We start from the raw sequence: 23,739 nt of genomic DNA, 5'->3' as shown, positions 1-23,739 counted from the left end.
CCCCGCTCAGGGGCGAGGCGGAGCCCTGCGCGGGGCGCGTCCATGGAGCAGACGACGTCGGGTTGCCTCGCGCCACTCGACGTTCCCTGCTCCACCGATGGCGGCGCGGACGCGCCTGCGCCAGCTCAGAGCTGACCGAGGGCGGCCTGGGTCGCGAGGCTCGTGCCGGCGACGAGCACCCACAGCGCGATCCCGAGCAGCATCGGCCGGAACCCGGCGCGACGGAGTGCGCCGAAGTCCGTCGAGACCCCGATCGCGCCGAGCGCCACCGTGATGAGGAACGTCGCGACGGTGCTGAACCCCGGGGCGGCCGCGGCCGGGAGCACCCCGACGGTGCGCAGGAGCACGACCACGAGGAACCCGACCAGGAACCACGGCACCAGCCGCAGCACGCGGACGCCCCCGGCCCGGCCCGGCCCCGAGGCGGGGGCGAGGTCGGTGCGGGCGGTGCGGCGTGCCTCCAGGCCGGCCAGCCCGACCACGATCGGGATGATCATGAGCGTCCGGACCAGCTTCACGACGACCGCCGTGTCGGTCGCCTGGCGACCGTAGATGGTCGCCGTCGCGACGACCGACGACGTGTCGTTCACCGCGGTCCCGGCGAAGACCCCGAACGCGTGCTGCGAGAGTCCGAGGGCGTGCCCGACGACGGGGAAGACGAAGACGGCCGCGATGTTGCAGAGGAAGATCGTCGAGACGGCGTAGGCGACCTCGGCGCTGGCGGCACCGATGACGGGCGTGACGGCGGCGATCGCCGAGGCCCCGCAGATGCCGGTCCCGACGCCGATGAGCGTGCGGAGCGCGCTCGAGACCCGGAGCAACCGACCGAGGCCCCACGCGGCCGCCAGGCAGACGACCAGGGTGGTGAGCATCACGGGGAGGGTCTCGCCGCCGATGCGGACGACCTCGCCGATCGAGAGCTGCGCGCCGAGCAGGACGACAGCGGCCTGCAGGACCCGGCTCGAGGCGAACTTCACGCCGGGCTGCACGGGGCCGAGGTCACCCGCATCGCGTCGTCGTCGCAGGACGGCACCGACCAGCGCGCCGAGGACGACCGCGGGGACCGGACCACCGACGACCGGGACGAGCCGGCCGACCAGGGTCGCGACGACGCCGATCACCAGGGCGAGGGCGAGACCGGGCAGGGCGGCGGCGACCGCCGGACGGGAGGGCATGCGGACCAGCATCCCACCACCCCTGGGCGCGCCGCGGCGCGGCGCGGTGGGGCCGAGTCTCGCGGTGGCCGACGCGACTCGGCCGCGGGGACCCGAGACTCGTCGCCCAGGCCGAGACCCGGTCGGTGCCCGTCGGCGCCCGACGGCGCCCGACGGCGCCCGCCGGCGCCCGCGGGGCCGACCGTCAGGGCGTCGGAGGCACGTCGCCCGTCATGACCACCCGACCCGCGGCGGAATCCCACGTGTAGGTCGCCGTGGCGCGGCCCGTCGGGTCCGCGTTGCTGTCCTGCCCCTGCGGGAAGTGGTAGACGACCCGGACGGCGTCGGCCGACGGGCGGCTGACGTCGGGGACGAACGGGTACTGCAGCTTCGTCGCGGTGCCGAGGTACGTGCCGTCGTGGAAGAGCAGGACCGCCACGGGCGAGCTCGCGGTCGCGTCCGCCACCGAGACGGTGACCGCCGAGAGCGCGGCGCACCCGTCGTACTGGGACGTGTCGGCGCGGGACGCGTCCCACCGGGCCGACTCCAGACCCGCGGGCAGCGCCAGGTCGGCGATCGGGCCCGCGGCCGCCGCGGCACCGTCCGACGGTCCGCACGTCGCGGTCGCCGAGGGCGTCGCTGCCGTGCCGTCGACCGGTGTCGCGGACGCCGAGGACGAGGGCGTCGCCGTCACCGTCCGGGTGGCGGTCGGCGTCGGCGTCCCGCCGCCGGAGCACCCGGCGAGGAGCGCGATCGTGGTCGCGGCGAGCAGGAGCCCTCCGGCGGTACGGGTGGTGCTGGTGTGCCGCATGTGGTCCAGCCTGCTCCTCCGGCCGCTGCGTTGTGCGGCTCGACCGGCTGTGCGTCGGTGCAGGGGCGTACCATCGACGCCGGAAGCAACGGCGGTTCCAGTCATCCAGCAGCGCCCTCGCTCGCCGTTCCCGCAGACGCCGTGCCCCGACACCCAGGGGTCGTGCGAACGGGTCCCGCGAGTCGAGCAGACCGAAGAGCACGCCGTGACCGAACACCTCATCGAGTACGTCGCCCGCGACAAGACGGGCATCACCGCCGTCGTCACCACGACCGGTGTCATCGACGTCGACACCGTCATCGACCACATCCACGCCGGCCACGCCGGGTACTACGTGCGCGCCGACTCCTGGAAGCGCACCCCGGTCCGGAGCATGTCGTTCATCGGCGGCTCGTACCTGTTCGCGAACTGGGACGGGTCGAAGCGCAACATGCTGCACGACCTGGCGTTCCGCACGCCTACGCGTGCCGTGCAGGTCGTCGCGCCGCAGGTGCGGCCGGGCCTGCTGGCGCGCGCCCTGCAGGCGCTGTTCCCGCGTCGGTCCTGACCGCGGGAGCGGTCGCGTCCGACGCGACCACGGGACGGACTGGAGGCGCGGTGCCAGCGGGCACCGCGCCTCCAGTCAGTACCCGGTCGCGTCTCAGACGTCGCGTGACTTGGTGACCGACACCGCGACGGCACCGACGGCGACGACCCACGCCGCGAGGATCCTGAAGCCGCCCCAGCCGTTCAGGACGAGGCCCTCGGTCGTCGTGCCGGGCGCCGAGGTCGTCGCGCCGGACGAATCGTAGGCGTACAGCTGTCGACCGGCCTGCTCGGGCAGGAACTGCATGGAGTCGAGCACCCACTGCACGCCGAGCAGTCCGCCGACGAGCTGCAGGATGATCGGCACGACGAGCATGAGCCCGAGCGTGATCGCGATGCCGCCGGCGCTCGACCGGACGAGCAGCCCGATGCCGAACGCGAGGACGGCCAGGAGCGTCACGTAGACCGAGGACCCGAGGATCGGCAGGAACACCGCCGGGTCCGCCAGGTCGGCCTGCACGCCCTTCGCCGCCTGGAGCGGGACCGAGATCGCCACGCCGATCCACGTCGCGACGGCGCTCACCAGGAACGTCGCGACGGCGAGCACCGCGACCTTCGCGAAGACCGCGCCGAGTCGCCCCGGGTCGGCCGTGAACGTCGAGCGGATCTGCCCGGTCGTGTACTCGCCGGTGATGATGAGCACACCGAGCACCGCGACCACGAGGGCGGAGAACCCGACCCCGACGGTGTTGATCATGACGATCTGCGCGTTCGCCACGGCCTGCGGGACCGTCCCGGCGCCCTCGGGCTTCTCGACGAGCGCCCCGAGGAGCGCGGCGAGGCCGATCGTCAGGGCGACGAGGATCGCGAAGCACCAGATCGTCGACCGGATGCTGCGGAACTTGATCCACTCGCTGCGGACCAGGCGCGGGAAGCCGAGGCCGACCTTGCCCGGCGCCGTCGTCGTCGCGGCGCTCATCGGGTGGCCTCCGCCCGGTACTCGACGTCGTCCCTCGTGAGGGCCATGTACGCCTCCTCGAGGCTCGCACCCATCGGGGTGAGTTCGTGGAGCACCAAACCGGTCTGCGCCGCGACGGTGCCGATGTGCTGCGCGTCCGGGCCGACGACCTCGAAGGCGCCGTCCTCACGCTGCGTGATCCCGGACGCGGCGGAGCCGAGCGCGCGGAAGAGCTGGTCGGGCTGCGGGGTGCGCACGAGCGTCCGTGCGGCGCCGCCGGCGGATCCCCCGGCGACGAACTCGGCGATCGGGGCGTCGGCGAGCACGCGGCCGCGGCCGAGCACGACCACGCGGTCGGCGGTCTGCGCCATCTCGCTCATGAGGTGGCTCGACAGGAAGACCGTGCGACCGTCGGCGGCGAGGCGCCGGGCGAGCTGGCGGACCCACACCACGCCGTCCGGGTCGAGGCCGTTGACCGGCTCGTCCAGGATCAGGGTCTTCGGGTCGCCGATGAGCGCCGCCGCGATGCCGAGGCGCTGCCCCATCCCGAGCGAGAATCCACCGACGCGCTTCTTCGCGACGGACTCGAGCCCGGTGAGCTCGATGACCTCGTGCACCCGGGACTTCGGGATGCCGTGCGTCGCCGCGAGGGACAGCAGGTGGTTGTAGGCGCTGCGACCGGAGTGCACGGCCTTCGCCTCGAGCAGGGCCCCGACCTGCCGGAGCGGATCGCGGAACGCGGTGTACGGGCGACCGTTCACCGTCGCGCGTCCCGCCGTGGGCTGGTCGAGGCCCATGATCATCCGCATCGTCGTGGACTTGCCGGCGCCGTTCGGGCCGAGGAAGCCCGTCACGCTGCCGGGCCGCACGACGAACGAGATGTCGTCGACGGCGAGCTTGGCGCCGTACCGCTTGGAAAGATGCTCGATCTCGATCACGTCGTCACGCTATTGCCGCACCGGTGGCCGACGCGTCCCCCGCAGGGGGGAGACCGGGCATCATCCCCCGGGATGACCCGCCCCGCCTCCCCCAGCTCGGGGGCGATCGGTCGCGCTGAGCAGCGCAGGATGGACAATCGCTGGCAAGTCGACCCAAACCGTCTACACAGGGACTCCGAAACCCCTGTACGACGGTGCGCCTTCCCCGAACGGAAGGGACCGGGCACCGACGAACACATCCGGAAGGACTCATCATGACCAGCAATGCAGCAACGCGGAACACCGGCTACGGCTCGACGCTGACGCAGAAGGGCGCCCTGCTGTTCGGGGTCGTGTTCCTGATCGTCGGCATCGCCGGCTTCATCCCCGGCCTCACCATGGACATGGGCACGATGTCGGTGGCCGGCCACGGCTCGATGGCGATGCTCCTCGGCCTGTTCCAGGTCTCGGTGCTCCACAACATCGTGCACCTGCTCTTCGGCGTCGTCGGCCTCCTCGCCGCGCGCACCGCCGGCGGGGCTCGCTCCTACCTGCTCATCGGCGGCATCGTCTACGCCGTCCTCTTCGTCTACGGCCTGTTCACCGCCGGCATGGCCGGTGGCGCGAACTTCGTGCCGCTGAACGTCGCGGACAACGCCCTGCACGCGGTCCTCGCCGTCGCGATGATCGTGCTCGGTGTGCTCCTGCCGCGCGCCGGTCGCGCCACCCGCTGACCCCGCGGGGGCCGTCCGGTGCTGGACGCCCCCGCGCGAGCCGTGGCCGGGGATCAGGGGCCACCGGGACGCCCTCGTCGTGGACGCGACGGGGGCGTCGTCGCGTCCGCGGCCGGTGTCGGTGCCGTGGGCCGGCGTCGTCGCGTCCGGGGCCGGTGTCGCGGTCGGCGGGCCCGGTGTCGCGGTCGGCGGGCCGGGTGTCGCGGTCGGCGGCGCGCTGCCGCAGCGGCGGTCAGAGCCGCAGGGCCAGGGCGTTCGCGGTCAGGCCCGCGGCGGTCCCGCACAGCAGCACGGTGTCCCCGCGCCGCAGCCGTCCGTCGTCCAGGCACCGGGCGAGCGTGTACGGCACCGAGGACGACACCATGTTGCCGTACTCCGCGACCGCGTCGACGTACTTCCCCTCGGGGATCCCGATCCGGCGCATCGCGATGCCCAGGGCGCCGCTCGCCTGGTGCGGCACCACGAGGTCGACGTCGTCGAGCGTCAGGCCGCTGCGCGCGAAGAACCGCTCGAAGAACCCCGGCAGGACGCGGAGCATCCCCATGAGCGCCCGCCGCCCGTGCATGTCGAACAGGTAGTCCGCCGGATCACCGTCCGCGAAGGTCTGCGCCGGGAACCGCGAGAGCCCACCCCGGAGCTCGGTGTCGTGGGCGTGCTCGGGCCAGGTCTGCTGCAGCGCCGACAGGACCCCCTGCGTGCCGTCGCCGCGGGTGAGGACGACGGCGGCCGCGGCGTCCGAGAACAGCTCGGCGGACTCACGCTGCGCCGGGTCGAGGAAGCGCGAGCCGACGTCGCCCGAGACCACGAGCACGCGCTCGTGGTCGCCGTCCTCCAGGTAGCGCGAGGCGACGTCGAGCGCCGTGACGAAGCTCGTGCACGTCGAGTTCACGTCGAACGCGGCCGCTCGGGCCCCCGGTGCGACGCGCTCCTGCACGAGTGCCGCGGTGCACGGGATCGGCTGGACCCCGGCGGCGCACGCGGCGACGACCAGGTCGAGGTCGTCCGCGGCGATCCCGGCGTGGGCGATCGCCCGCTCGGCGGCGCCGGCGAGCATGTCGAGGTGCGAGACGTCGTCCGCGATCCGATGCCGGGTGACCGTGCGGTCCCCTCTGCCGAACGTCACGGTCCGCTCCGGCAGGACGGTCCCCCAGCCGGCGATGGCGCAGTGCTTCATGATCCCCCTCGGTCGTCCTCGGCGAGCAGGTCCACCCCGGTCGGATGCTCGTCGTGGCTGAAGAGCAGTCTGACACCCGCGCGCTCGAGCGCCAGGAGCCGCTGCGCGGTGTCGCGCTGGGCTCCGGCGTCGTGGGCGACGGCGCGGGGCAGGGCACGGATGCGGTCCTCGTGTCCGAGCAGGTCCCGGGACCACGCGGCGTCGGCGGCGAGCAGCACCCGGCCGTCGACGAGGGCGCCGAGCTGTCCGTCGGTGTGCCCGGGGAGCCGCACGAGCCGGAAGTGCCCGTCGCCGAACGGGTCGGCGAGCCCGAGTCCGGCCAGCGCGGCGGGCCCCGGGTGGAACGCGGCGTCCGGGACGACCACGAGGCGGTCCGCCAGGTCGTCGGGCAGCAGGCCGCGCAGGACCCCGTCCCGGCCCCTCGGCCGCGCGAGCAGGCGGCGGGTCCCCTCGCTGACGAGCACCCGCGCGTGCGGCACCGCCGCGAGGCCGCCGACGTGGTCGGGGTGCAGGTGCGAGAGCACGACGTCCGTGACGGCAGCGGTGTCGACGACGTCGGCGAGGGTCGCCCCCGCCGGCACCACGGGCGGCAGGAGCCGTCGGTACAGGCGTCCGGCGAGACCGGTCCGCCACGGCAGCGGCGCGTACCCGGTGTCGAACAGCACCTGCCGCGCCCCCGTGCGGAACAGGAACACGGTCGCCGGGAACACCCGACGCTGCCGCGGGGCCCCGCGGAGCAGCTGCCCGATGTCGTGCGTCGTGAACCCGCACGCGTACGCGTGGAGCGTCGCCTCAGCCACGGGCACCGGCGTAGCTCGCGAGGGCGTCGTCGAGGGACACCTGCGGCGCGTACCCGAGGACCCTGCGGGCCCGGGTGATGTCGAGCGTCTGCGAGTGCGTGATCGTGGACACCGTGTACCGCGTGACCGGCGGCTCGGGGTGGCCGGGCAGCACGGCGCAGACCGCCTCGAGCACCCCGGCGAGCGCGGCCACCGGCCCGGCCGGCAGGGACCGGTGGCGGGGGTCGAGCCCGAGTCCGGCGAGCAGCTGGTCGAGCAGGTCGACGAAGGGCCGGGGGTCGCCGTTCGTGACGTTGAACGCCAGCCCCGCCGCCCCGGGCACCTCGACCGCGAGCCGGACGGCGTGCGCGACGTTCTCGACCGCGGTCAGGTCGACGAGTCCGCGACCGCCGCGCAGCAGGGGCACCCCGACGCGCTCGTGCACCCGGAGCAGCCGTGGGACGAGCCCGGTGTCGCCGGCACCGATCACCCCGCGGGGCCGCAGCACCACGATCTCCGGCCCGTCGGGGTCGCCGACCGCGGCGCGCAGGAGCGCCTCCGCGTGCAGCTTCGAGCGGATGTAGTGGTTCATCGGGCGGCTCGGGTCGACCTGGTCCTCGCGGATGGCGAGCCGGTCGCGGGGTGCTGCGTAGATCCCGGGCGACGAGACGTGCACGATCCGCCGCGCCCCGACCCGGCGGGCGTACCGCAGGACCTGCGCGGTGCCGGTGACGTTGGCGTGCTCGAACTCCGCCCACCGCCCCCACGGCGACGACAGGGCAGCGCAGTGCACGACGACGTCCGCCGGCACTTCAGCACGACCCAGGTCGTCGAGGTCCCCGACGAACACGTCGCCCTCGGGGAGTGCGGCGGCCCGGCGTCCGGCGGCGGTGACCCGGTAGCCGTGCTCGCGGAGCGTCCGGACGGCGTGCCCGCCGACGAACCCGCTCGCACCGGTGACCAGGACACGTTCCGACGACCCTGGCCCCATGCCGACCGATCCTAGGGGCACCCGGCGGCCCTGCCGGCCGGCCCCTAGGCTCGGCACGTGCGGATCGCCCTGGTCACCGACTACTACCTGCCGACGCTCGGTGGTGTCCAGACGGCGGTGCGCTCCCTCGCCGAGGCGCTCACGACCGCCGGGCACGAGGTCACCGTCTACTGCCCGGACGACCCCGCGGTCCCGCGGCACGAGGGCGCCCACGAGGTCGTCGGCCTGCCCGTCTCCCGGGTGTTCCGGCCCGACGGCTACCCGTTCGCCTGGCCGCCCCGCCGGATCCGTGCCGTGCTGCGCCGCGAGCTCGCCGCCCGACGCACCGATGTCGTGCACACCCACTCCGAGATGTTCGCGGCCCTCGCCGGCTTCCGCGCCGCGCAGGACCTGGACCTGCCGGTGGTGCACACGATGCACGGCCGCATCGACGTCTACACGAGGAACGTGCTGCCCGTCCCGGCCGTGACCACCGCGCTGCTCGCGTTCCTGCACCGCACCCAGGTCGACCACCGCGGGATCCGCGTCGCCCCGGACCGGCCGTTCACCCGGACGTGCACGGCCCGGCGGATGTGGCGGGTCATGCTCGCGCAGTCCCGGGCGAGCGCGCACGTGGTCGTGCCGTCGCAGCACTTCGCGGACAAGCTCGTGGACCGCGGCGTGCGGACGCCCGTGTCGGTGCTGTCGAACGGCATCGAGCCGACGGTCCTCGACACGATCGGCCCGGCCCGGGTCCGCACGCGCGCACCCGGCGAGCCGCTGCGGGTGCTGTGGGTCGGTCGGCTGTCGCCGGAGAAGCGCCCGGAGGTCCTCGTCGCGGCCGCCCGTTCGTTCCCCGCGGGCACGGTCGTCGACGTGCTCGGCGACGGTGTCGCGCGCACCGCGGTCGCCCGCGCGGCGTCCGGGACCCCGGTGTCGCTGCACGGCTCGACCCCGCACGACCGGGTGCTCGCGGCCATGCGCGACGCGCACGTGCTCGTCTCGAGCTCCCTGGACTTCGACAACCAGCCGATGGTGATGCTCGAGGCGGTCGCGACCGGGCTGCCGGTCGTGCACTGCGACCCCGACCTGGCCGAGGTCGTCCCCGCGGGCGGCGGGTGGACCACCCCCACCCCGGACGCTGCGGGCATCGCCGCGGTGGTCCGCACGCTGCACGACGAGCCGGAGCGGCTCGAGCGGGCGAGTGCCGCGCTCGTCGCGGCGCGTGGCCGCGTCGAGCAGCGGGTCGACGACCTGGTGGCGGTCTACGAGACCGTCCTCCGTCCGCAGCGGACCACCTGACGGACTGGAGGCACGGTGCCGGCCGACACCGTGCCTCCCGTCCGTCACCGCTCACCTACACCGAGGCGGGCGCGCCTTCCAGGGTCGCGGCGAGCGGGTCGAAGCCCTCGGGCAGCGACGCGATCGGCGCGACGGTCGACGCGACCGGGACGAACGCGCGGCGGGCGATCGACTCCTCGACGGCGACCATCGTGTCGAGGACGTGGTACCCGACCTCGCCGGTGGCGATGTGCGAGCCGCCACCGCGGATCGCGCGGGCCATGTCGAGCACGCCGAGGCCGCGACCGACCGTCGGCTCCTCGTCGGAGAGCGTCTCCCAGTCCTGCTCGAACGGGAACGAGACGTTGAGACGTCCTTCCCGAGCGGGCGGGCGATGCGGATCGGGTGACCGCCACCGAACGTGTTCGGGTCCGGCAGCACGATCGTGCCCTCGGTCCCGTTCACCTCGAACACACCGTGGCGGAACAGCGGGGTGTCGAACGACAGCAGCGACTGCGCGTTCCCGCCCTGCTCGAACGACGTCAGGACCGACACGTGCGTCGGGACCTCGACCGGGAACTCCTGCCCGGCGTTCGGGCCGACGACCAGCTGCCGGGTCTCCCGCGATCGGGACCCGGTCGCGACGACCGACTCGACCGGGCCGAGCAGGTGCACGAGCGCGGTGAAGTAGTACGGGCCGATGTCGAAGAGCGGACCGGCGCCCTTCGCGTACAGGAACGACGCGTTCGGGTGGAAGACGTCCGGACCCTGCCACTGCATGCTCGTGACGGCGGTGAGCGGGGTGCCGATCACGCCCGCCTCGATCGCGCGCTTGGCGGTCTGCCAGCCGGTGCCGAGGACGGTGTCGGGGGCGATGCCGAGGCGGAGGCCGAGCTCGTCGGCGAGGGCGACCAGCCCGGCGGCGCTCTCGCGGTCGACACCGATCGGCTTCTCGCTCCACACGTGCTTGCCCGCGCGCAGGGCCGCGGTCGAGACCTCGACGTGGGTGGCCGGCAGCGTGAGGTTCACGACGATCTCGACGTCCGGGTCGGCGAGGACGTCCTCGCCGGTGCCCGACGCGGGGACGCCCCACTTCGCGGCGGACTCGGCGGCGCGGGCCGTGTCGATGTCGCCGATCCGGACGACCTCGACGTCGGGGAACGTCGTGAGGTTCGTCAGGTACTGCTCGCTGATCATGCCGGCGCCGATGAAGCCGACGCCGACGCGGCCGGTGCGGGTCATGCGTGCACCTCGTCCTTGTTCGGGGTGGCCGCCGCGCCGAGCGTCTCCGTCAGCCACCGGTGGGACTGCGCGACACCGTCGAAGATCTCCCCGTCGAAGCCGTCGAACTCGATGACGGCGTACTCGAGCGCGGTCGCGGCGGCCAGGGCCTCGGCGAGCCGGACGTCGCCCTGGCCGGCCGGGGTCTGGTCGGTCGGGACCGACGCGGTCGAGATGCCCTCGCGCATCGGGCCGTCCTTCACGTGCACGGCGACGATGCGGTTCCCGAGCTCGGCGACGAAGGCGGGGACATCGATGCCGGCGGCGGACGCCCAGTACAAGTCGAGCTCGAGCACGACGCGCGGGTCGAGCAGCTCGGCGAGCACCTGGAGCGCGGGCTTGCCGTCGATGCGCGGACGGAGCTCGTGGTCGTGGTTGTGGTAGCCGACGCGCATGCCCTGCGCCGCTGCCTCCTCGGCGGCGGCGTTCAGCCGGGCGGCGACGCGCTCGACGCCCTCGCGGGTCGTCCAGGCGTCCGGACCGACGAAGGGGTCGATGACGATCTCGATGCCGAGCACCGCCGCCGCGGCGAACGTGTCCATGTGCGACGGGGCGGTCATCACGGAACCGTCCGGCAGCGGGACGGACTCCTCGACGAGGAAGGCGTGGCCGGTCTTCGCGCTGATGCCGTGCGCGTCGAACGCCTGCTTGAGCTGCGGGGCCCGGTCGACGAAGGCGAACGCCTCGACGGTGTCGAAGCCGATCGCGGCGAGCCGGGCGACGCCGGCGTCGAGGTCGGGCTCCAGGGCGGCGTTCACCGTGTAGAGCTGCAGGGAGACGGTGGGGATCACGGGTGTCACCGGACCTTCTTGATCGGGAGGATGACGAGGGCGCCGAGGAGCACGGCGACACCGGCACCCCAGAGCATGAGCGTGTAGTTCTGCCCACCGCCGATGCCGAGCAGGAACAGGCCGACCGCGGGTGCGAGCGACTGGGGCAGGGCGTTGGCGATGTTGATGACGCCGAGGTCCTTGCCCGGGCGCTCCGGGTCCGGCAGCACGTCGACGACGAGCGCCGTGTCGATCGCGGCGTAGATGCCGAACGCGAAGCCGAGCACGATCTCGGCGAAGTAGAACCCGCCGACGGAGTCGACGTGGGCGAGGATCACCAGGCCGACCGCGGTCAGCGCCGTGGAGCCCCAGACGAAGACCTTGCGGCGACGGACGCGGTCCGACACCCAGCCCGATACGGCGGCGCTGACGAGGAGGGCGATCGTGTAGAGCAGCACGCCGAAGGCGACGGTCGCGGTGGCCTCCGCCAGGCTCTTGATGCCGAGGTGCTCCTGCATGTACAGCACGCGGTACGTCGTGAACATGAACGTGCCGAAGGTGATGAGGAAGCGGCCCCACCAGGCGAGCCCGAAGTCCGGGTGCTTGATCGGGTTCGTCCAGAACGACGAGATGAGGTTGACCCAGCTGAACGGCTTGATCGCGCGGGTCGGCAGCTCGTCACGGGCGACGAACGCGTAGACGAGGATGACCACGATCGCGAGCACGCCCGGCGCGATGAAGAGCACCGGCAGGTTCCCGGTCAGGTACACCGCGAGGTAGAGGCCCGCGAGGATCGCGATGTTCTGCGCGAGGGCGATGACGCTCGACGCCTTGCCGCGCTGGAACTCGGGCACGTTGTCCGCGAAGCTCGCGGTCAGGGTGGCGAGGACCGCGTTCGCGGCGACCTGCGCCAGGACCCACGCGAAGGTCAGCTGCAGCACGTTCGGCGAGAAGGCGAGCCAGGCGAGCGCGACGACGAAGACGACGACGCCGATGACCATCCACGGCCGGCGACGACCCCAGCGGGTCCGGGTGCGGTCGGACAGCGCACCGGCGAGCGGGTTCGCGAGCAGGGCACCGAGGGCACCGAACGGCAGGACCGAGCCGACGATCGTCTCGGGGCTGGTCGGGTTGAGCACCGTCGCCTTGATCGCCATGCTCACGAACACCGGGGTGAGCAGTGCGGCGAAGAGGCCGAACTGCGCGAGGCTGAGCGCCCACATGTACCCGGCGCCGACGCGCATGGTGCTCACGGACTGCGTGATGCCCTCGACCGAGAACGCGCGGGACGCGGCTGCGGGGTCGGTGCTCGTCGCCCCGGCGGCCGCGGTGACCGGCGGGTTGGCGGTTCCGGCGAGCCCGGTCTGGGGCTCTTCCTTCGACGTCGGTGTCGACATGACTCCTCCTCGAGTCATCGGGGGCGCGGGGCCCTCTGAATACCTAGTGCTGCTAGGTGAAGCAGAAGCTAGCACCGAAAACCTTGCAACAGAAGGATTTTGTCTTCGAACGTCGCCGCAGACCGCGAAACGCAACCAGGGCGGTTCCTCGCAGCGGGATGTCGCTGCGAGGAACCGCCCACGTTGCGTCGTGCGAGGAGGAGGGTCCGGGGCGCCTCAGTTGCGGATGACGGCGGCGGGGTCGTCGCGCATCCGCAGGAGTCGAGTGCGCCAGAGCGCGCGGGCCTCGGGTGTCAGGGGCGTCCACTCGTCGACCTCGCGGAGGACCCGCAGCGGCTCGGTCGAACGGTAGGAGCGGGTCGGGTTGCCGGGGAACTTCTGGTCGGTGACGTTCGGGTCATCCTCGAGCGACCCCAGGGGTTCGACCTCGTCGACGTGGGGAGTGACCGTGGATGCGTCGCCGCCGGTGATCTCCACCAGGAGCACGGCGAGCTCGGCCGCGAGTCCGGCGCCGTCCGGGAGTGCCGCGCAGTACACGTGCCGCATCACCACCTCGGGCCGGTGGTTCGACGGGCGTCCGGGCACGAGCAGGTCGCCCGGGCGGAGCGCCGCCCGGGTGCCGTGGAAGAAGGGGCCGGTCTCGTCCGCAGCGGTCACGGCGGCAGCGTACGCCGACGTGGAACACCGCGGAGCACCGTGCGGTTGGCTCGACGGGTGGCCGAACGCCGGCCGCCCGCAGACGAAAGGTGCACCCGTGACCCAGACGGTCTTCCTCGAGGTCCAGTTCCGCGACGACGTCGACCACGACACCATCGCCTCGGCGGTCCGCGAGACCCTCGCACAGACGGCGGGCTTCCCCGGCAACGAGTCCCTCGAGGTGCTCGTCGACGACGCCGACGCCCACCGCGCGGTCGTGCTCGAGCGCTGGACGACGGCCGCCGACCACGACGCCTACGTCGCGTGGCGCGCCACCCCGGAGGGCGCCGCGAACGCCCTCGCCCAGGTCCTCGCCGGTCCCCCGGTGACCCGCACCTTCGAGCGGACGCTCGACCTCAGCTGAGGCCGAACAGCCGGCGGGCGTTCCCCGAGGCGAATGCTCGCCGGCTGTCGTCGTCCGGGAAGGCGTCGAGGAACGCCGCGATCTCCGCCCAGGACGGGTCCTGGAACGGGTGGTCGGTCGAGAACAGCAGTCGATCGGCTGAGGTGACCGCGAGCGCGTGGTGGAGCAGCGCCGGGTCGAGCATGCCGGACGCCGTGATCCAGACGTTCTGCCGGAGGTACTCGGTCACCGACCGGTCGAGGCCCGCCAGCCGGGCGACGCCGTCCGCCCGGCTGTGCCAGAACAGCAGGAGCTCGCCCCAGTGCCCGAGCACGAGCTGCAGGTCCGGGTGCCGGTCCAGGGCACCGCTCGCCATCAACCGGAGCGCGGCGGTGCCGGCCTCGAGGTGCCACCCCCACCCGAACGTCGCGAGCGCCAGGTCGACCGGCTCCCCGAGCCCGCCGTAGACCGCGTTCCGCACAGCCCGGGGCGGGACCTGCGGGTGGATGAACACCGGCTGCCGGAGTCGCTGGGCCACGGCCCAGAGGTCGTCGTACCGCGGGTCGTCGAGCATCACGTCGCCGACCCGGCCGTAGACCATCACGCCGGTCAGGCCCGACGCGACCGCGCGCTCGAGCTCGGCCGCTGCCGCGACCGGATCGACGAGCGGCAGCGTCGCCATCGCCCGGAACCGGTCGGGGTGCACCCGGACCGCATCGGCCGCGCGGTCGTTCGCGTCACGGCTGAGCGCGACCGCGTCGGCCGCCGAGGGCACCTGCGCCCCGGGCGGCGCGAGCGAGAGCACCTGCACGTCGACGCCCTGGCGGTCCATCGCCTCGAGCCGCAGCTCGTCCAGGTCGGCCAGCCGTCGAGCAGTGTCCCCGTGGTCGTTGAGGACCAGGCTCACGTCGGCGGCATCCCCGGACAAGGCCCGCAACGCCTTGTCGACCGGCTCCGACGTCCAGTGCTCCTCGATCCCGATCAGTGTCTCGTCCACGGAGCCCGACGCTACGCCCACCTTCGGCGACCGGGCGGACCGCCGTCCCGCATGCCCGCCCGGTCCGGTCGCGACGATCCGGTCGCGACGTTCCGGGTCAGACCGCGATCCGGCCTCCGTCCGCAGGGAGCACGGCTCCGTGGACGAACGAGGCCGCGTCCGAGGCGAGGAACGCGATCGCCTCCGCGACTTCGTGTGCCGTCCCCGGTCGTCCGGCGGGACCCGCCGCCGCCAGCTGGTCCAAGGCCTCGCCCATCGCGGCGGTCCCCTCGGTCCGCGTCGGCCCGGGGCTGACCGCGTTCACGCGCACACCAGCGGGCCCGAACTCGGCTGCCCACGACTTCGTCAGCAGGACGAGCGCTGCCTTCGTCGAGCCGTACAGCCCCATGCCCGCGGCACCGAACTCGGCGACCATGGTCGTCACGTTGACGATCGACCCGGCGCCTCGCTCGGCCATGCCGGGAGCGAGCGCGGCGACCAAGAAGTAGGGCGCCTTGACGTTGAGGGCGTAGACGGTGTCGAAGCCGTCCTCCGTGGTGTCGGCGGTGGGTCCGAACGGGAAGATCCCGGCGCTGTTGACGAGGACGTCGACCGCCCCGCCGCCGAGACGGAGCGCCTCGGTCGCGAGGCCGGTCGCACTGGCCGCGTCGCGGAGGTCCGCTCGCACGAAGTCGGACTGTCCACCCGCGGCGCGGATCTCGGCCACGACGGCTTCTCCGCGCGTGGCATCTCGGCCCGACACGATCACGTGCATCCCCCGCGTGGCGAGGATCTCTGCAGTGGCGCGACCGATGCCGCTCGTGGATCCGGTGATGAGGGCGGTCTTGCTCATGTGCTGCTCCTGACTTTGGCTGAACAGATCTGTTCAGGTTGATCGCAACTGTACAGATCGGTGCAGTATTGTCAAACCATGACCGCAACCACGTCGAAGCGTCGCCGCCCCGCGTACGAACGGGCGGTGGCGACCGCCGACCGTCTCTTCTACGAGCAGGGCATCCACGCCGTCGGGGTCGATCAGGTCGCGGCAGAGGCGGGCATCTCGAAGGCCAGCCTCTACACGCACTTCCGCACGAAGGACGACCTCGTCCTGGGCTACCTCCGCGGACGCAGCGACGCATGGCAGGCGCACGTCGCCGCCGAGCTCCCTGGTCGCGGCGCCGACGCCCGGGAGCGGGTCCTCGCTGTCTTCGACCTGCTCGGCGAGTGGTTCGCGGAGCCCGGCTACCGTGGCTGCCCGTTCATCAACGTGGAGGCGGAGTACGGGGTCGGCCATCCGACCCACGCGGTCACACTCGATCACCGGGAGTGGGTCCGCGGCCTCTTCGTCCGGCTCCTCACAGAAGCCGGCATCGCGAGCCCGGAAAGCGTCGCCCTCCAGCTCTGCCTGCTGTACGACGGAGCGATGGCGAGCGCGCAGGCCGATCCCTCCCGCCCCTGGGCCTCCGCAGCACGGGACCTCGCACACACGGCGATCGCCGCCGCGGACGGCGACCACTGAGGGTCGGGAGTCGTCTGCACCGTCGACCATGGCGCACCTCGGGACGGACGGGAGGCACGTGGCGGGCCTGCCACGTGCCTCCCGTCCGTCATCCGGTCACGTCGTGAGCGTGACCTCCGTCGACTGCCGACCGATCGAGAAGTCCGTCGCCGTCCCGCGGACGGTCGCCCGGTACGCGCCGCGGAACCCGGTGGTCCGCACCTGCCCGCGGTCGTCCGTGCGCAGCACGGTCGGCGGCGTCCACCACTCGTCCTTGACGAGACGACGGAGCGCCTCGTACGACGGCTTCGGCGTCCCGTCCGCCCGCACCAGGCCGATCGGTGCCCCGAGCCAGGCCCCGGCGTCGGTGATGCCCCAGTAGGTGATCGCCTCGACCGCGGGGTGCCCGACCAGGCTGCGGTAGTGCCGCTCGAGCTCGTCGGCCTGTCGTGCCTCGCCCTCCGGGGTGGACGGCCACGAGTCGACGCGGTGGTCGTTCAGGTCGACGACGTCCGCGGGCATGAGCTCGCCGGAGACGAGGGACGTCTCGGTCAGGTGCAGCGGCAGGCCGTACCGGGCGAAGCGGTCGACCATCGCGAGCATCGTCTCCTCGCCCCAGTAGCCCTGGTGCATGTGGGTCTGGAGACCGATCGCGTCGAGCTGCACCCCGGCCTCGAGCACACCCTCGATCAGGCACTCGTACGCGCTGGACAGGTCGAAGTCGTTGAGCAGGAGCGTCGCCCGGGGGTTCGCCGCGCGGGCCTCCTCGAACGCCGACCGGATCATCGGGATGCGGCCCTTCGCCCGGGCGAGCGGGGTGATCGCGTTCGGCCCGTTGTCGAACACGGGCATGATGACGACCTCGTTGATCGCGTCCCACGTGTCGACGAGCCCGTCGAAGGTGCCGACCTCGCGGCGGATGCGCTCGCGGAGGAGTCGTTCGACCTCGTCGAGGGGCCGGCCGAGCAGCCAGTCCGGCTGCACGGTGTGCCAGACGAGCGGGTGGCCCTTGACGTCGAGACCGCGGTCGCGGAACCACGCCGCGGTGCGACGCAGGCGGTCGGTCGCGGGACGGCCGGGCTCCGGCTCGAAGGTGCCCCAGTACAACGGCAGCGTCGCGGTGGTGAACACGTCGGTGAACAGGTCCGCGAGGTGGTCGGGGTCGGCCGTCCCGATCGGCTCCCGCTCGCCGTTCGCCAGGCCGATGAAGTCGAACCCGATGTTGCCGAACGTGAAGGCGTGCCGGGTCTGCTCGACGGTGACCTCGGCGTCGCGGAGCGGCTCGCCGTGGCGGTCGACGACGGTCAGGACCGCCGTGCCCGTGCGGTGCGCGACCGCGTGCTGCGGTGCTCCCTCAGAACCGACCGCTCCGTGCATCCCGACCACTCCGTGCATCCCGACCACTCCCCGGCACCCGTCGACACCGGCGTCGAGCGGGATTTGTTGTGCGGCCGAACATAGCAGTGGACCCGCGGGCTGTCAGGGACGCACTGCCCCGTCTGTCCGCCGAGCGTTGCTGGCGACAGCGCCCGCCACCACCGCGGCCAGCGACAGCACCACGGCGAGCGCCGACGACCCCCACACCACCACCTGGGCGACGCGCGCGACGGCCTCGCCGGACCGGACCGCGACGTACGAGTACGACCCGCCGTGCGCCCACGGGAACGCCGGCGCGACCGGCCAGGCCAGGTGCTCGGCGGCCGCGGCGACCACGACCGACCCGGCAGCGAGGCCGGCCAGCAGGAGCGCGGCACGACGAGCGGAGTGACGAGGACGCATCCGGGAACCCTACCGATGCGCATCCTGGTACCGCTCCTGAACGAACCGGAGTCCTGCGGACCGGTGACCCCAGGCTCCTTCATCGACTCCGGCGCAATGTTCGGCGCATGGACCCGAACCACCCCGCCCCGACGTCGGGCGACCCCGCCGCCGCACGCCCCGCACGGTGGTGGCACCAGACCGTCCCCCAGCGCACGACACTGGCCGCGATCGTCGTGCTCGGCGCGGTCCTGACGAGCTGGAACCTCGCCCGCGGCGGCGACATGTCCTTCTACGCCGCAGCCGCGCGGTCGATGTCCGAGTCGCTGCCCGCGTTCCTCTCCGGCTCGTTCGACCCCGGCGCGACGGTGACGCTCGACAAGCTCGCCGGCTTCGCGGTGCCGCAGGCGATCAGCATCCACCTGTTCGGGATGTCCACCGCGTCGCTCGCCCTGCCGCAGGTGGTCGAGGGCGCGGTCACGACGCTCGCCGTCGCCGTGGTCGCCCTCCGCTGGCTCGGCGCCCGGGCCGGCCTGGTCGCCGCGGCACTGGCCGCGAGCACCCCGATCTTCGTGTCGATGTTCGGCCACCCGATGGAGGACGGCCTCCTCACGATGTCGCTCGCCGTCGCGCTGGTGTGGTGGCAGCGGGCCGCGCTGACCCGGACGTGGTGGCCGCTGCTGCTCGCCGGGCTGTTCGTCGGGGTCGGCTTCCAGGCGAAGATGCTGCAGGCCTGGATGGTGCTGCCCGCCCTGGTGCTCGCCACCGTGGTCGCCACCGCGGGCCCGGGATCGCGGTGGCGCCGGGCCACCGGTCACGTCGCCGCGCTGCTCGGCGCCGCGGTCGTCGCGAGCCTCGCGTGGTCGGTCGTGCTCGGCCTGCTGCCGACCGGTGACCACCCGTACTTCGACGGGTCGACCGACGACAGCGTGTTCGCGATGGTGTTCGGCTACAACGGTGTCGACCGTTTCCTGCCCGGGCTGTGGCCGGGAGCCGTCGGCGCACTGGGTGCCGCCGTCGGGCACGCCGGGACGCACGTCGCGGATGCGTGGCGCACGGCGACCGCCGGCCGCGGCGGCGGCGGACACTCGCTGCTGCAGCTCTTCTCGCCGCGCTACGCGTCGCAGGTCGGTTGGTCGTGGCCCGCAGCGCTCACCGGCATCGGGATCGGTGCGGCCCGGTGGTGGCGCCGGACCGCCGGACGGGAGGCACGGGTCCCCGCCGCCACGCTCGTCGCCCTGGTCGTGTGGCTGGTCACGGCGGTCGCGGTACTGTCCGTCCTGCGGCTCCCGCACACCGCCTACGTCGCCGGGATCGGCGTGCAGCTCGCAGCGCTCGGCGCGCTCGGCTGGTGGGGTGCCGCGAGCCTCGTCGACGCGACCGACCGCCGGCTGCGGCTCGTGCCCGTCGGCCTGCTCGTGGTCCAGGGCGCGTGGTGGGCGTGGCTGGCTCGGGCATCGTCCGAGCCGGCGCTCCTCGGCACGGCCGCCGTCGGGGCGACCGTGGTGGCGCTCGTGCTGCTCGTCGTCCGCTGGCGTCGGAGCGACCCGACCGTGGCGTCGACCCGCGGGCGGCGGACGGCGGCTGGGCTGCTCGTCGCCGCGGTGGTGCTCGGACCGGCGTGCTTCTCACTGCAGGTCCTCGACGCCGCACGGGACGGCAGCGGCGGCGACGCGTCGGTCGGTGTCGGGCAGGGCGCCTTCGCCCGCGGCGGCACCCCGGAGCGGGCGTTCGCGCTCGGCCGCGGCGGCGGCGGTGGCTCGTCCGCCCGCGGTCGGTCCGCCGGCACCGCGGCGTTCACGATCTCCGCTCCGGACGTGGTCGGCGGCCACACCCGGCTGCCCGCCGACGAGGCCGCCCTCGTCGGCGCGGCCCGGCGTGCCGGTGGTGGTCAGGACGGGGCGCCGCTGTTCCTCACCGACTCGTGGCGGATCGCCGCCGACGTCATCGGCGACACCGGCGACGAGGTCCTGACCGACGGCGGGTTCTCCGGCCGGGTCCCGGTCTTCACCGCAGCGCAGGTGGAGTCGATCGTCCGGTCGGGTCGGACCCACCTGCTCGTCGTCGCGTCGAGCGCCGCCGCCACCGATCCCGTCCGTCGCGCCGCCGACGACCTCGGCTGCCGGGTCGTGCAGCGCTGGGGCTCGACCTTCGCCGACGCGGCCCCCGGTCGGTCCTTCGGCGGGCGCGGCACGTCCTTCGCGCTCGAGCGCTGCTCCTGAACGGGACCGGATGCACGATGGAAGGCACGGGGCGGACGCGCCCCGTACCTCCCATCCGTCAGTCCGGCAGCGTCACTTGCCGGCGGCCGCGTTGTACGACGCGATCTGCGACTTCGCCTGCGTCTCCGCAGCCCGCATCGTGGACCGCACGTCCGCGCCCTCGACCACCTTGTTGAACGCGCCGATCACGGTCGCGCGGACGGTCGGGAAGGCGCCGGTGACGCAGCCCGCGCTCGCGGTGCTCGTCGGGTCGTCGCTGAGCTGGCGGTACATCGTCGCGACGTTCGGGTCGGCGAGCGACTGCTTGCCGACCGCGGTGTCCTTCGAGGCCGTGTTCACCGCGAGGTAGCCGGTCGCCTTCGCCCACTCGGCCTGCACCTCGGGGGTCTCGAGCCACGCGGCGAAGTCGTAGGAGGCGCGCTGCTCGGCGGACGAGTGGCCCTTGCCGGAGATCCACAGGGCGTTGCCGCCGATGACCGCGCCGGCGTCCTTCGCGCCGGAGGTGGTCGGAAAGGTGGACACGACGGACTTCGTGCCGGTCGGGTCGAGGGTCGTGTAGGCACCGGACGAGGTGAGGACCATGCCGACCTTGCCGCTCGAGAACGCCGAGTTCTGCGCCGCGGAGTCGGTGCCCGGGTTGAGCGCGGCACCGTCCTGGTACAGCCCCTGCAGCGTCGTCATGAAGGCGACCTGCGTGTCCGACGTGAGCGAGACGCCCGTGACCGCCTTGCCCGTGCGGCCGTTCGACGGGGTGCAGAACGGCTGGCCGCCCGAGGCGCTGAGCTCCTCGAGCATCCACGAGTCGGCCATGTTCATGCTCATGCCGTACAGGCCGGTCGTGCGGTGGATCTGGTCGGCCCACTGCGCGACCTGGTCGAGGGTCGTCGGCGGCTTCGTCACGTCGAGTCCGGCGCGCTGGACGATCGCCTTGTCGAGGTACAGCACGGGCATCGAGACCGAGAACGGCATCGCGGCGAGGCCGTCGCCGGCGCTGTAGTACGCCTTCGCGGCGGGGACGATGCTCCCGCCCGTGGTGGTCTCCTTCGCGAAGGTCGACGGTGCGACGGTCTGCCCGGAGTCGACCATGAAGCCGGTCGAGACGTCGTTCATCATGAGCAGGTCCGGGGTCGAACCGGACTGCACCGCGGCGGTGTACTTCGTCTGGACGTCGGCGTACTGGCCTTGGAACGTGGCCTTCACCGTCACGCCCTGCTCGTTCGAGCCGTTGTACTGGCTGACGAGCTTGTCCAGCTCGGTCGCGGCGGGGCCGGTCATGGCGTGCCAGAAGTCGACGGTGACCGGTCCCGAGGACGCGACGGGGGTGGCGGAGCCGGAGGCGGAGCAGCCGGTGAGGGCGAGCAGTGCCGCGGCGGACGCGGCGGCGACCGCGAGCACGGAGGAGCGACGAGCGGGCATGGGGGTGCCTTTCTGTGGGGACGGAGTCGGGATGGGTGGGGCTACTTGAGGGCGCCGGCGGTGATCCCGCCGGCGAGGAAGCGCTGGGCCACCAGGACCAGCAGCAGCACGGGGAGTGTGACCATCGCCGCGCCGGCGAGCACGACGCCGACGTCCGAGGCCTCGGCGTTGGACAGCTGCGCGATGCCGACCTGCACGGTCCGGTTCTCGGGCGAGTTCGTCACGAGGAGCGGCCAGAAGAACCCGTTCCAGGCGGCGGTCGCGCTGACGAGCGTCACGGAGACGAGCGTCGGACGGGTGACGGGCAGGAGCATCGACCGGATGAACCGGAAGTGCCCGGCGCCGTCGAGCACGGCGGCCTCGTGCAGTTCGGCGGGAAAGGACAGGAACGCCTGCCGGAACAGGAAGATCGTCAGCGCCGAGGCGACGAACGGCAGGAACACGACGAGCAGGGTGTCGATGAGGTGCCAGGACGCGACCGTGAGGTAGTTCGCGATCAGGGTCGTCTCGCCGGGGATCATCATGCTCGCGAGCAGCACGAGGAAGATCGCCCGGGTCCCGCGGAGCCGGCAGAACACCAGGGCGTACGCGGTGACGATGCCGATGACGACCTGCAACGTCGTCTGGGCGAGCGTGACGACGATGCTGTTGAGGAACTGCCGACCGAGCGGTGCGACCTGCAGTGCCCGCTCGACGTTGCCGAGGTCGAGGTGGATCGGGACGAGTCCCGGGAGCCCCTGGTGCAGGTACTCGGACGGGGTGAGCGCCCCCTCGAAGACGTAGTACAGCGGGAAGCAGACGACCACGACGGCGACGATCAGCCAGACGTGCAGCAGGGTGCTGCGGACGCGTCGTGCGGTGCGCGGGCCCATCAGTAGTGCACCCGCTTCTCGAGCACGCCGAACTGTACGAGCGACAGCGCGAGGACGAGCAGGAAGAGCACGACCCCGAGGGCAGCGGCGAGCCCGAAGTTCGCGCTCGCCGACCCGAACGCCTGCTGGTAGATCGCGTAGACGAGGGTCTTCGACGAGTCCGCTGGTCCCCCGCCGGTCAGGATCTGGATCTGCCCGAACGTCGTCAGGGCCTCGACCGTGCCGGTGACGACGACGAAGAACAGCGTCGGCGTGACCAGCGGCAGCGACACCGACCAGAACGCCCGGAGGGGTCCGGCACCGTCGAGCTGGGCCGCCTCGACGACCTCGGGGTCGATCGCCCCGAACGCCCCGAGGAGCAGCAGGACGGTGAAGCCGAGCGACCCCCACGCGGTGACGACGATCACGCTGAACAGCGCCCAGTGCGTGCTCGTCAGCCATGGCACCGGGGTCCCGCCGAACTGCTGCACCACGGTGTCGACGAGACCGGTCCCGGGCGCGAGCATCGCGGCGAAGGCGACGGACGCGGCCGACACCGAGACGACCATCGGGGACGTCAGGAGCGCCCGGTAGACCGGTGTGCCGCGGAGCTTCGCGGTGAGCGGCACCACGATGAGCAGCCCGAACACCACCCGGGCGGCGACGACCCCGGCGCAGAACACCGCGGTGTTGAGCATCGTCCGACCGAACGCCGGGTCGGTGAGGGTCCTGACGTAGTTCTGCAGGCCGACCGAGCCGGCGGGCTGCCCGAAGATGTCGGTGCCCTGCGTGCTGAGGAGGAGCACCCGGCCGAGCGGCCAGAAGACGAAGACCGCGAAGACGAGCAGCGCGGGCAGGAGCAGCACGACGCCGACGCGTCGGTCGGCTCGGTGCCAGGAGCGGGTGGCCGGGGCGGACCGCTGGCGACCGGCGACGAGGCCGGGCCGGACGGAGACCGTCATGGTGGGGACTCCTCGGGTTAGGGAACGTTCCCGATCTGGGGACGACACCACTGTGGAGGCGCGGCAGCGTCGGTCGCAAGCGAGGTCGACGTCCCGCCGCCCGCCGTTCACGCAGTGTTCGACACCGGGCCCGGACGGGACACCGTGGACCCCGGAGCGCCGCCGGAGTTCACCCGTGGGACGGCCGCGCGACGCCGGGGGTTCCGCGTCCAGCGCCGCGGGCGTCGTACACCGGGAACATGACCGAACCCACCCCGACCGTGCCC

At 73.0% G+C, this 23,739-nt stretch carries 24 protein-coding genes; 6 read left to right on the top strand and 18 right to left on the bottom strand.

Annotated features, from left to right (window positions below; translation table 11 throughout):
- Positions 1–125: 125 nt before the first annotated feature.
- A complete protein-coding gene (locus HUN59_RS03895; protein WP_217483615.1) occupies positions 126–1,175 on the bottom strand; it encodes a YeiH family protein in 1,050 nt (349 codons plus the stop codon).
- A gap of 184 nt (positions 1,176–1,359) precedes the next feature.
- Complete coding sequence (locus HUN59_RS03890) at positions 1,360–1,965, bottom strand: LppP/LprE family lipoprotein (RefSeq protein WP_174777568.1); 606 nt, start codon at positions 1,963–1,965, stop codon at positions 1,360–1,362.
- A gap of 205 nt (positions 1,966–2,170) precedes the next feature.
- On the opposite strand from HUN59_RS03890, the gene HUN59_RS03885 reads away from it, so the two are divergent.
- Entirely contained in the window at positions 2,171–2,512 is a 342-nt protein-coding gene (locus HUN59_RS03885) for a hypothetical protein (protein WP_058740839.1), read from the top strand.
- A 93-nt stretch (positions 2,513–2,605) separates the two neighbouring features.
- Here HUN59_RS03885 and HUN59_RS03880 read toward each other — a convergent pair whose 3' ends face one another.
- The gene (locus tag HUN59_RS03880; protein ID WP_174777567.1) at positions 2,606–3,469 is read right to left on the bottom strand and encodes an ABC transporter permease; all 864 of its coding nucleotides are present in this window, start codon (positions 3,467–3,469) and stop codon (positions 2,606–2,608) included.
- Positions 3,466–4,386, bottom strand: a complete 921-nt coding sequence (locus HUN59_RS03875; protein ID WP_174777566.1) for an ABC transporter ATP-binding protein — start codon at positions 4,384–4,386, stop codon at positions 3,466–3,468. The genes HUN59_RS03880 and HUN59_RS03875 overlap by 4 nt, the downstream gene beginning before the upstream one ends.
- Before the next feature lie 254 nt (positions 4,387–4,640).
- Here HUN59_RS03875 and HUN59_RS03870 point away from each other — a divergent pair, with 254 nt between their 5' ends.
- Positions 4,641–5,099, top strand: coding sequence for a DUF4383 domain-containing protein (locus tag HUN59_RS03870; protein ID WP_058740836.1), 459 nt, complete (start codon positions 4,641–4,643; stop codon positions 5,097–5,099).
- 232 nt (positions 5,100–5,331) lie between these two features.
- Here the strand turns inward: HUN59_RS03870 and HUN59_RS03865 are convergent, their stop codons facing one another.
- Genes HUN59_RS03865 through HUN59_RS03855 form a run of 3 tightly spaced genes read right to left on the bottom strand, consistent with a single transcriptional unit; the run spans position 5,332 to position 8,043 of the window.
- Complete coding sequence (locus HUN59_RS03865) at positions 5,332–6,273, bottom strand: 3-oxoacyl-[acyl-carrier-protein] synthase III C-terminal domain-containing protein (RefSeq protein WP_174777565.1); 942 nt, start codon at positions 6,271–6,273, stop codon at positions 5,332–5,334.
- Positions 6,270–7,073, bottom strand: a complete 804-nt coding sequence (locus HUN59_RS03860; RefSeq protein ID WP_174777564.1) for an MBL fold metallo-hydrolase — start codon at positions 7,071–7,073, stop codon at positions 6,270–6,272. Before HUN59_RS03860 ends, HUN59_RS03865 begins: the two co-directional genes overlap by 4 nt.
- Entirely contained in the window at positions 7,066–8,043 is a 978-nt protein-coding gene (locus HUN59_RS03855) for an NAD-dependent epimerase/dehydratase family protein (RefSeq protein WP_174777563.1), read from the bottom strand. Before HUN59_RS03855 ends, HUN59_RS03860 begins: the two co-directional genes overlap by 8 nt.
- A 57-nt stretch (positions 8,044–8,100) precedes the next feature.
- On the opposite strand from HUN59_RS03855, the gene HUN59_RS03850 reads away from it, so the two are divergent.
- Complete coding sequence (locus HUN59_RS03850) at positions 8,101–9,324, top strand: glycosyltransferase (protein WP_174777562.1); 1,224 nt, start codon at positions 8,101–8,103, stop codon at positions 9,322–9,324.
- A 51-nt stretch (positions 9,325–9,375) separates the two neighbouring features.
- On the opposite strand, the gene HUN59_RS03845 is transcribed toward HUN59_RS03850, so the two are convergent.
- The 4 genes from HUN59_RS03845 to HUN59_RS03830 form a co-directional block, all read right to left on the bottom strand.
- Positions 9,376–10,545, bottom strand: coding sequence for a Gfo/Idh/MocA family protein (locus HUN59_RS03845; protein WP_368076202.1), 1,170 nt, complete (start codon positions 10,543–10,545; stop codon positions 9,376–9,378).
- Complete coding sequence (locus HUN59_RS03840; RefSeq protein ID WP_174777561.1) at positions 10,542–11,375, bottom strand: sugar phosphate isomerase/epimerase family protein; 834 nt, start codon at positions 11,373–11,375, stop codon at positions 10,542–10,544. The genes HUN59_RS03845 and HUN59_RS03840 overlap by 4 nt, the downstream gene beginning before the upstream one ends.
- Positions 11,376–11,380: 5 nt before the next feature.
- On the bottom strand, positions 11,381–12,751 hold the full coding sequence (locus tag HUN59_RS03835) for an MFS transporter (protein ID WP_174777560.1): 1,371 nt from the start codon (positions 12,749–12,751) through the stop codon (positions 11,381–11,383).
- Positions 12,752–12,967: 216 nt separating this feature from the next.
- The gene (locus HUN59_RS03830; RefSeq protein ID WP_217483614.1) at positions 12,968–13,408 is read right to left on the bottom strand and encodes an NAD(+)--rifampin ADP-ribosyltransferase; all 441 of its coding nucleotides are present in this window, start codon (positions 13,406–13,408) and stop codon (positions 12,968–12,970) included.
- Between the two features lie 97 nt (positions 13,409–13,505).
- Here HUN59_RS03830 and HUN59_RS03825 point away from each other — a divergent pair, with 97 nt between their 5' ends.
- Positions 13,506–13,811, top strand: a complete 306-nt coding sequence (locus HUN59_RS03825) for a putative quinol monooxygenase (protein ID WP_174777558.1) — start codon at positions 13,506–13,508, stop codon at positions 13,809–13,811.
- Here the strand turns inward: HUN59_RS03825 and HUN59_RS03820 are convergent.
- Both HUN59_RS03820 and HUN59_RS03815 read right to left on the bottom strand, forming a co-directional pair.
- Positions 13,804–14,787 carry an amidohydrolase family protein gene (locus HUN59_RS03820; RefSeq protein ID WP_174777557.1) on the bottom strand — a complete coding sequence of 328 codons (984 nt, stop codon included), beginning with the start codon at positions 14,785–14,787 and terminating at the stop codon, positions 13,804–13,806. The genes HUN59_RS03825 and HUN59_RS03820 overlap by 8 nt on opposite strands.
- 97 nt (positions 14,788–14,884) lie before the next feature.
- Positions 14,885–15,619, bottom strand: coding sequence for an SDR family NAD(P)-dependent oxidoreductase (locus tag HUN59_RS03815; RefSeq protein ID WP_174777556.1), 735 nt, complete (start codon positions 15,617–15,619; stop codon positions 14,885–14,887).
- Positions 15,620–15,697: 78 nt separating this feature from the next.
- Between HUN59_RS03815 and HUN59_RS03810 the strand changes: the two genes are divergently transcribed.
- Positions 15,698–16,285 carry a TetR/AcrR family transcriptional regulator gene (locus HUN59_RS03810; protein WP_174777555.1) on the top strand — a complete coding sequence of 196 codons (588 nt, stop codon included), beginning with the start codon at positions 15,698–15,700 and terminating at the stop codon, positions 16,283–16,285.
- Positions 16,286–16,381: 96 nt separating this feature from the next.
- Here the strand turns inward: HUN59_RS03810 and HUN59_RS03805 are convergent, their stop codons facing one another.
- Positions 16,382–17,659: an endo-1,4-beta-xylanase gene (locus tag HUN59_RS03805; RefSeq protein WP_254629984.1), complete on the bottom strand. Its 1,278-nt coding sequence runs from the start codon at positions 17,657–17,659 to the stop codon at positions 16,382–16,384.
- Positions 17,660–17,743: 84 nt separating this feature from the next.
- Complete coding sequence (locus HUN59_RS03800) at positions 17,744–18,043, bottom strand: hypothetical protein (protein ID WP_174777554.1); 300 nt, start codon at positions 18,041–18,043, stop codon at positions 17,744–17,746.
- Positions 18,044–18,150: 107 nt separating this feature from the next.
- On the opposite strand from HUN59_RS03800, the gene HUN59_RS03795 reads away from it, so the two are divergent.
- Complete coding sequence (locus tag HUN59_RS03795) at positions 18,151–20,244, top strand: ArnT family glycosyltransferase (protein ID WP_174777553.1); 2,094 nt, start codon at positions 18,151–18,153, stop codon at positions 20,242–20,244.
- Positions 20,245–20,316: 72 nt separating this feature from the next.
- Here HUN59_RS03795 and HUN59_RS03790 read toward each other — a convergent pair whose 3' ends face one another.
- The 3 genes from HUN59_RS03790 to HUN59_RS03780 are packed head-to-tail and all read right to left on the bottom strand — an operon-like array spanning position 20,317 to position 23,473.
- Positions 20,317–21,660, bottom strand: coding sequence for an extracellular solute-binding protein (locus tag HUN59_RS03790; RefSeq protein ID WP_174777552.1), 1,344 nt, complete (start codon positions 21,658–21,660; stop codon positions 20,317–20,319).
- A 41-nt stretch (positions 21,661–21,701) separates the two neighbouring features.
- Positions 21,702–22,532 (bottom strand): carbohydrate ABC transporter permease, encoded by an 831-nt coding sequence (locus HUN59_RS03785; protein ID WP_144804822.1) that lies wholly within the window; start codon positions 22,530–22,532, stop codon positions 21,702–21,704.
- Positions 22,532–23,473 (bottom strand): carbohydrate ABC transporter permease, encoded by a 942-nt coding sequence (locus HUN59_RS03780; RefSeq protein ID WP_144804820.1) that lies wholly within the window; start codon positions 23,471–23,473, stop codon positions 22,532–22,534. The genes HUN59_RS03785 and HUN59_RS03780 overlap by 1 nt, the downstream gene beginning before the upstream one ends.
- Positions 23,474–23,739: the final 266 nt, after the last annotated feature.

This window comes from Curtobacterium sp. Csp2 (assembly GCF_013347165.1).
Note: the sequence above shows the minus strand (reverse complement) of the source record. Positions and strands in the feature narration are given on the sequence as shown.

Bases quoted from the DNA above. Each gene is read 5' to 3' on its own strand.
- HUN59_RS03895 (WP_217483615.1), bottom strand. From the start codon at position 1,175: ATGCCCTCCCGTCCGGCGGTCGCCGCCGCCCTGCCCGGTCTCGCCCTC.
- HUN59_RS03795 (WP_174777553.1), top strand. From the start codon at position 18,151: ATGGACCCGAACCACCCCGCCCCGACGTCGGGCGACCCCGCCGCCGCA.
- HUN59_RS03785 (WP_144804822.1), bottom strand. From the start codon at position 22,532: ATGGGCCCGCGCACCGCACGACGCGTCCGCAGCACCCTGCTGCACGTC.
- HUN59_RS03865 (WP_174777565.1), bottom strand. From the start codon at position 6,273: ATGAAGCACTGCGCCATCGCCGGCTGGGGGACCGTCCTGCCGGAGCGG.
- HUN59_RS03780 (WP_144804820.1), bottom strand. From the start codon at position 23,473: ATGACGGTCTCCGTCCGGCCCGGCCTCGTCGCCGGTCGCCAGCGGTCC.
- HUN59_RS03890 (WP_174777568.1), bottom strand. From the start codon at position 1,965: ATGCGGCACACCAGCACCACCCGTACCGCCGGAGGGCTCCTGCTCGCC.
- HUN59_RS03845 (WP_368076202.1), bottom strand. From the start codon at position 10,545: ATGACCCGCACCGGCCGCGTCGGCGTCGGCTTCATCGGCGCCGGCATG.
- HUN59_RS03855 (WP_174777563.1), bottom strand. From the start codon at position 8,043: ATGGGGCCAGGGTCGTCGGAACGTGTCCTGGTCACCGGTGCGAGCGGG.
- HUN59_RS03870 (WP_058740836.1), top strand. From the start codon at position 4,641: ATGACCAGCAATGCAGCAACGCGGAACACCGGCTACGGCTCGACGCTG.
- HUN59_RS03800 (WP_174777554.1), bottom strand. From the start codon at position 18,043: ATGCGTCCTCGTCACTCCGCTCGTCGTGCCGCGCTCCTGCTGGCCGGC.
- HUN59_RS03835 (WP_174777560.1), bottom strand. From the start codon at position 12,751: ATGTCGACACCGACGTCGAAGGAAGAGCCCCAGACCGGGCTCGCCGGA.
- HUN59_RS03805 (WP_254629984.1), bottom strand. From the start codon at position 17,659: ATGCACGGAGTGGTCGGGATGCACGGAGCGGTCGGTTCTGAGGGAGCA.
- HUN59_RS03815 (WP_174777556.1), bottom strand. From the start codon at position 15,619: ATGAGCAAGACCGCCCTCATCACCGGATCCACGAGCGGCATCGGTCGC.
- HUN59_RS03880 (WP_174777567.1), bottom strand. From the start codon at position 3,469: ATGAGCGCCGCGACGACGACGGCGCCGGGCAAGGTCGGCCTCGGCTTC.
- HUN59_RS03790 (WP_174777552.1), bottom strand. From the start codon at position 21,660: ATGCCCGCTCGTCGCTCCTCCGTGCTCGCGGTCGCCGCCGCGTCCGCC.
- HUN59_RS03810 (WP_174777555.1), top strand. From the start codon at position 15,698: ATGACCGCAACCACGTCGAAGCGTCGCCGCCCCGCGTACGAACGGGCG.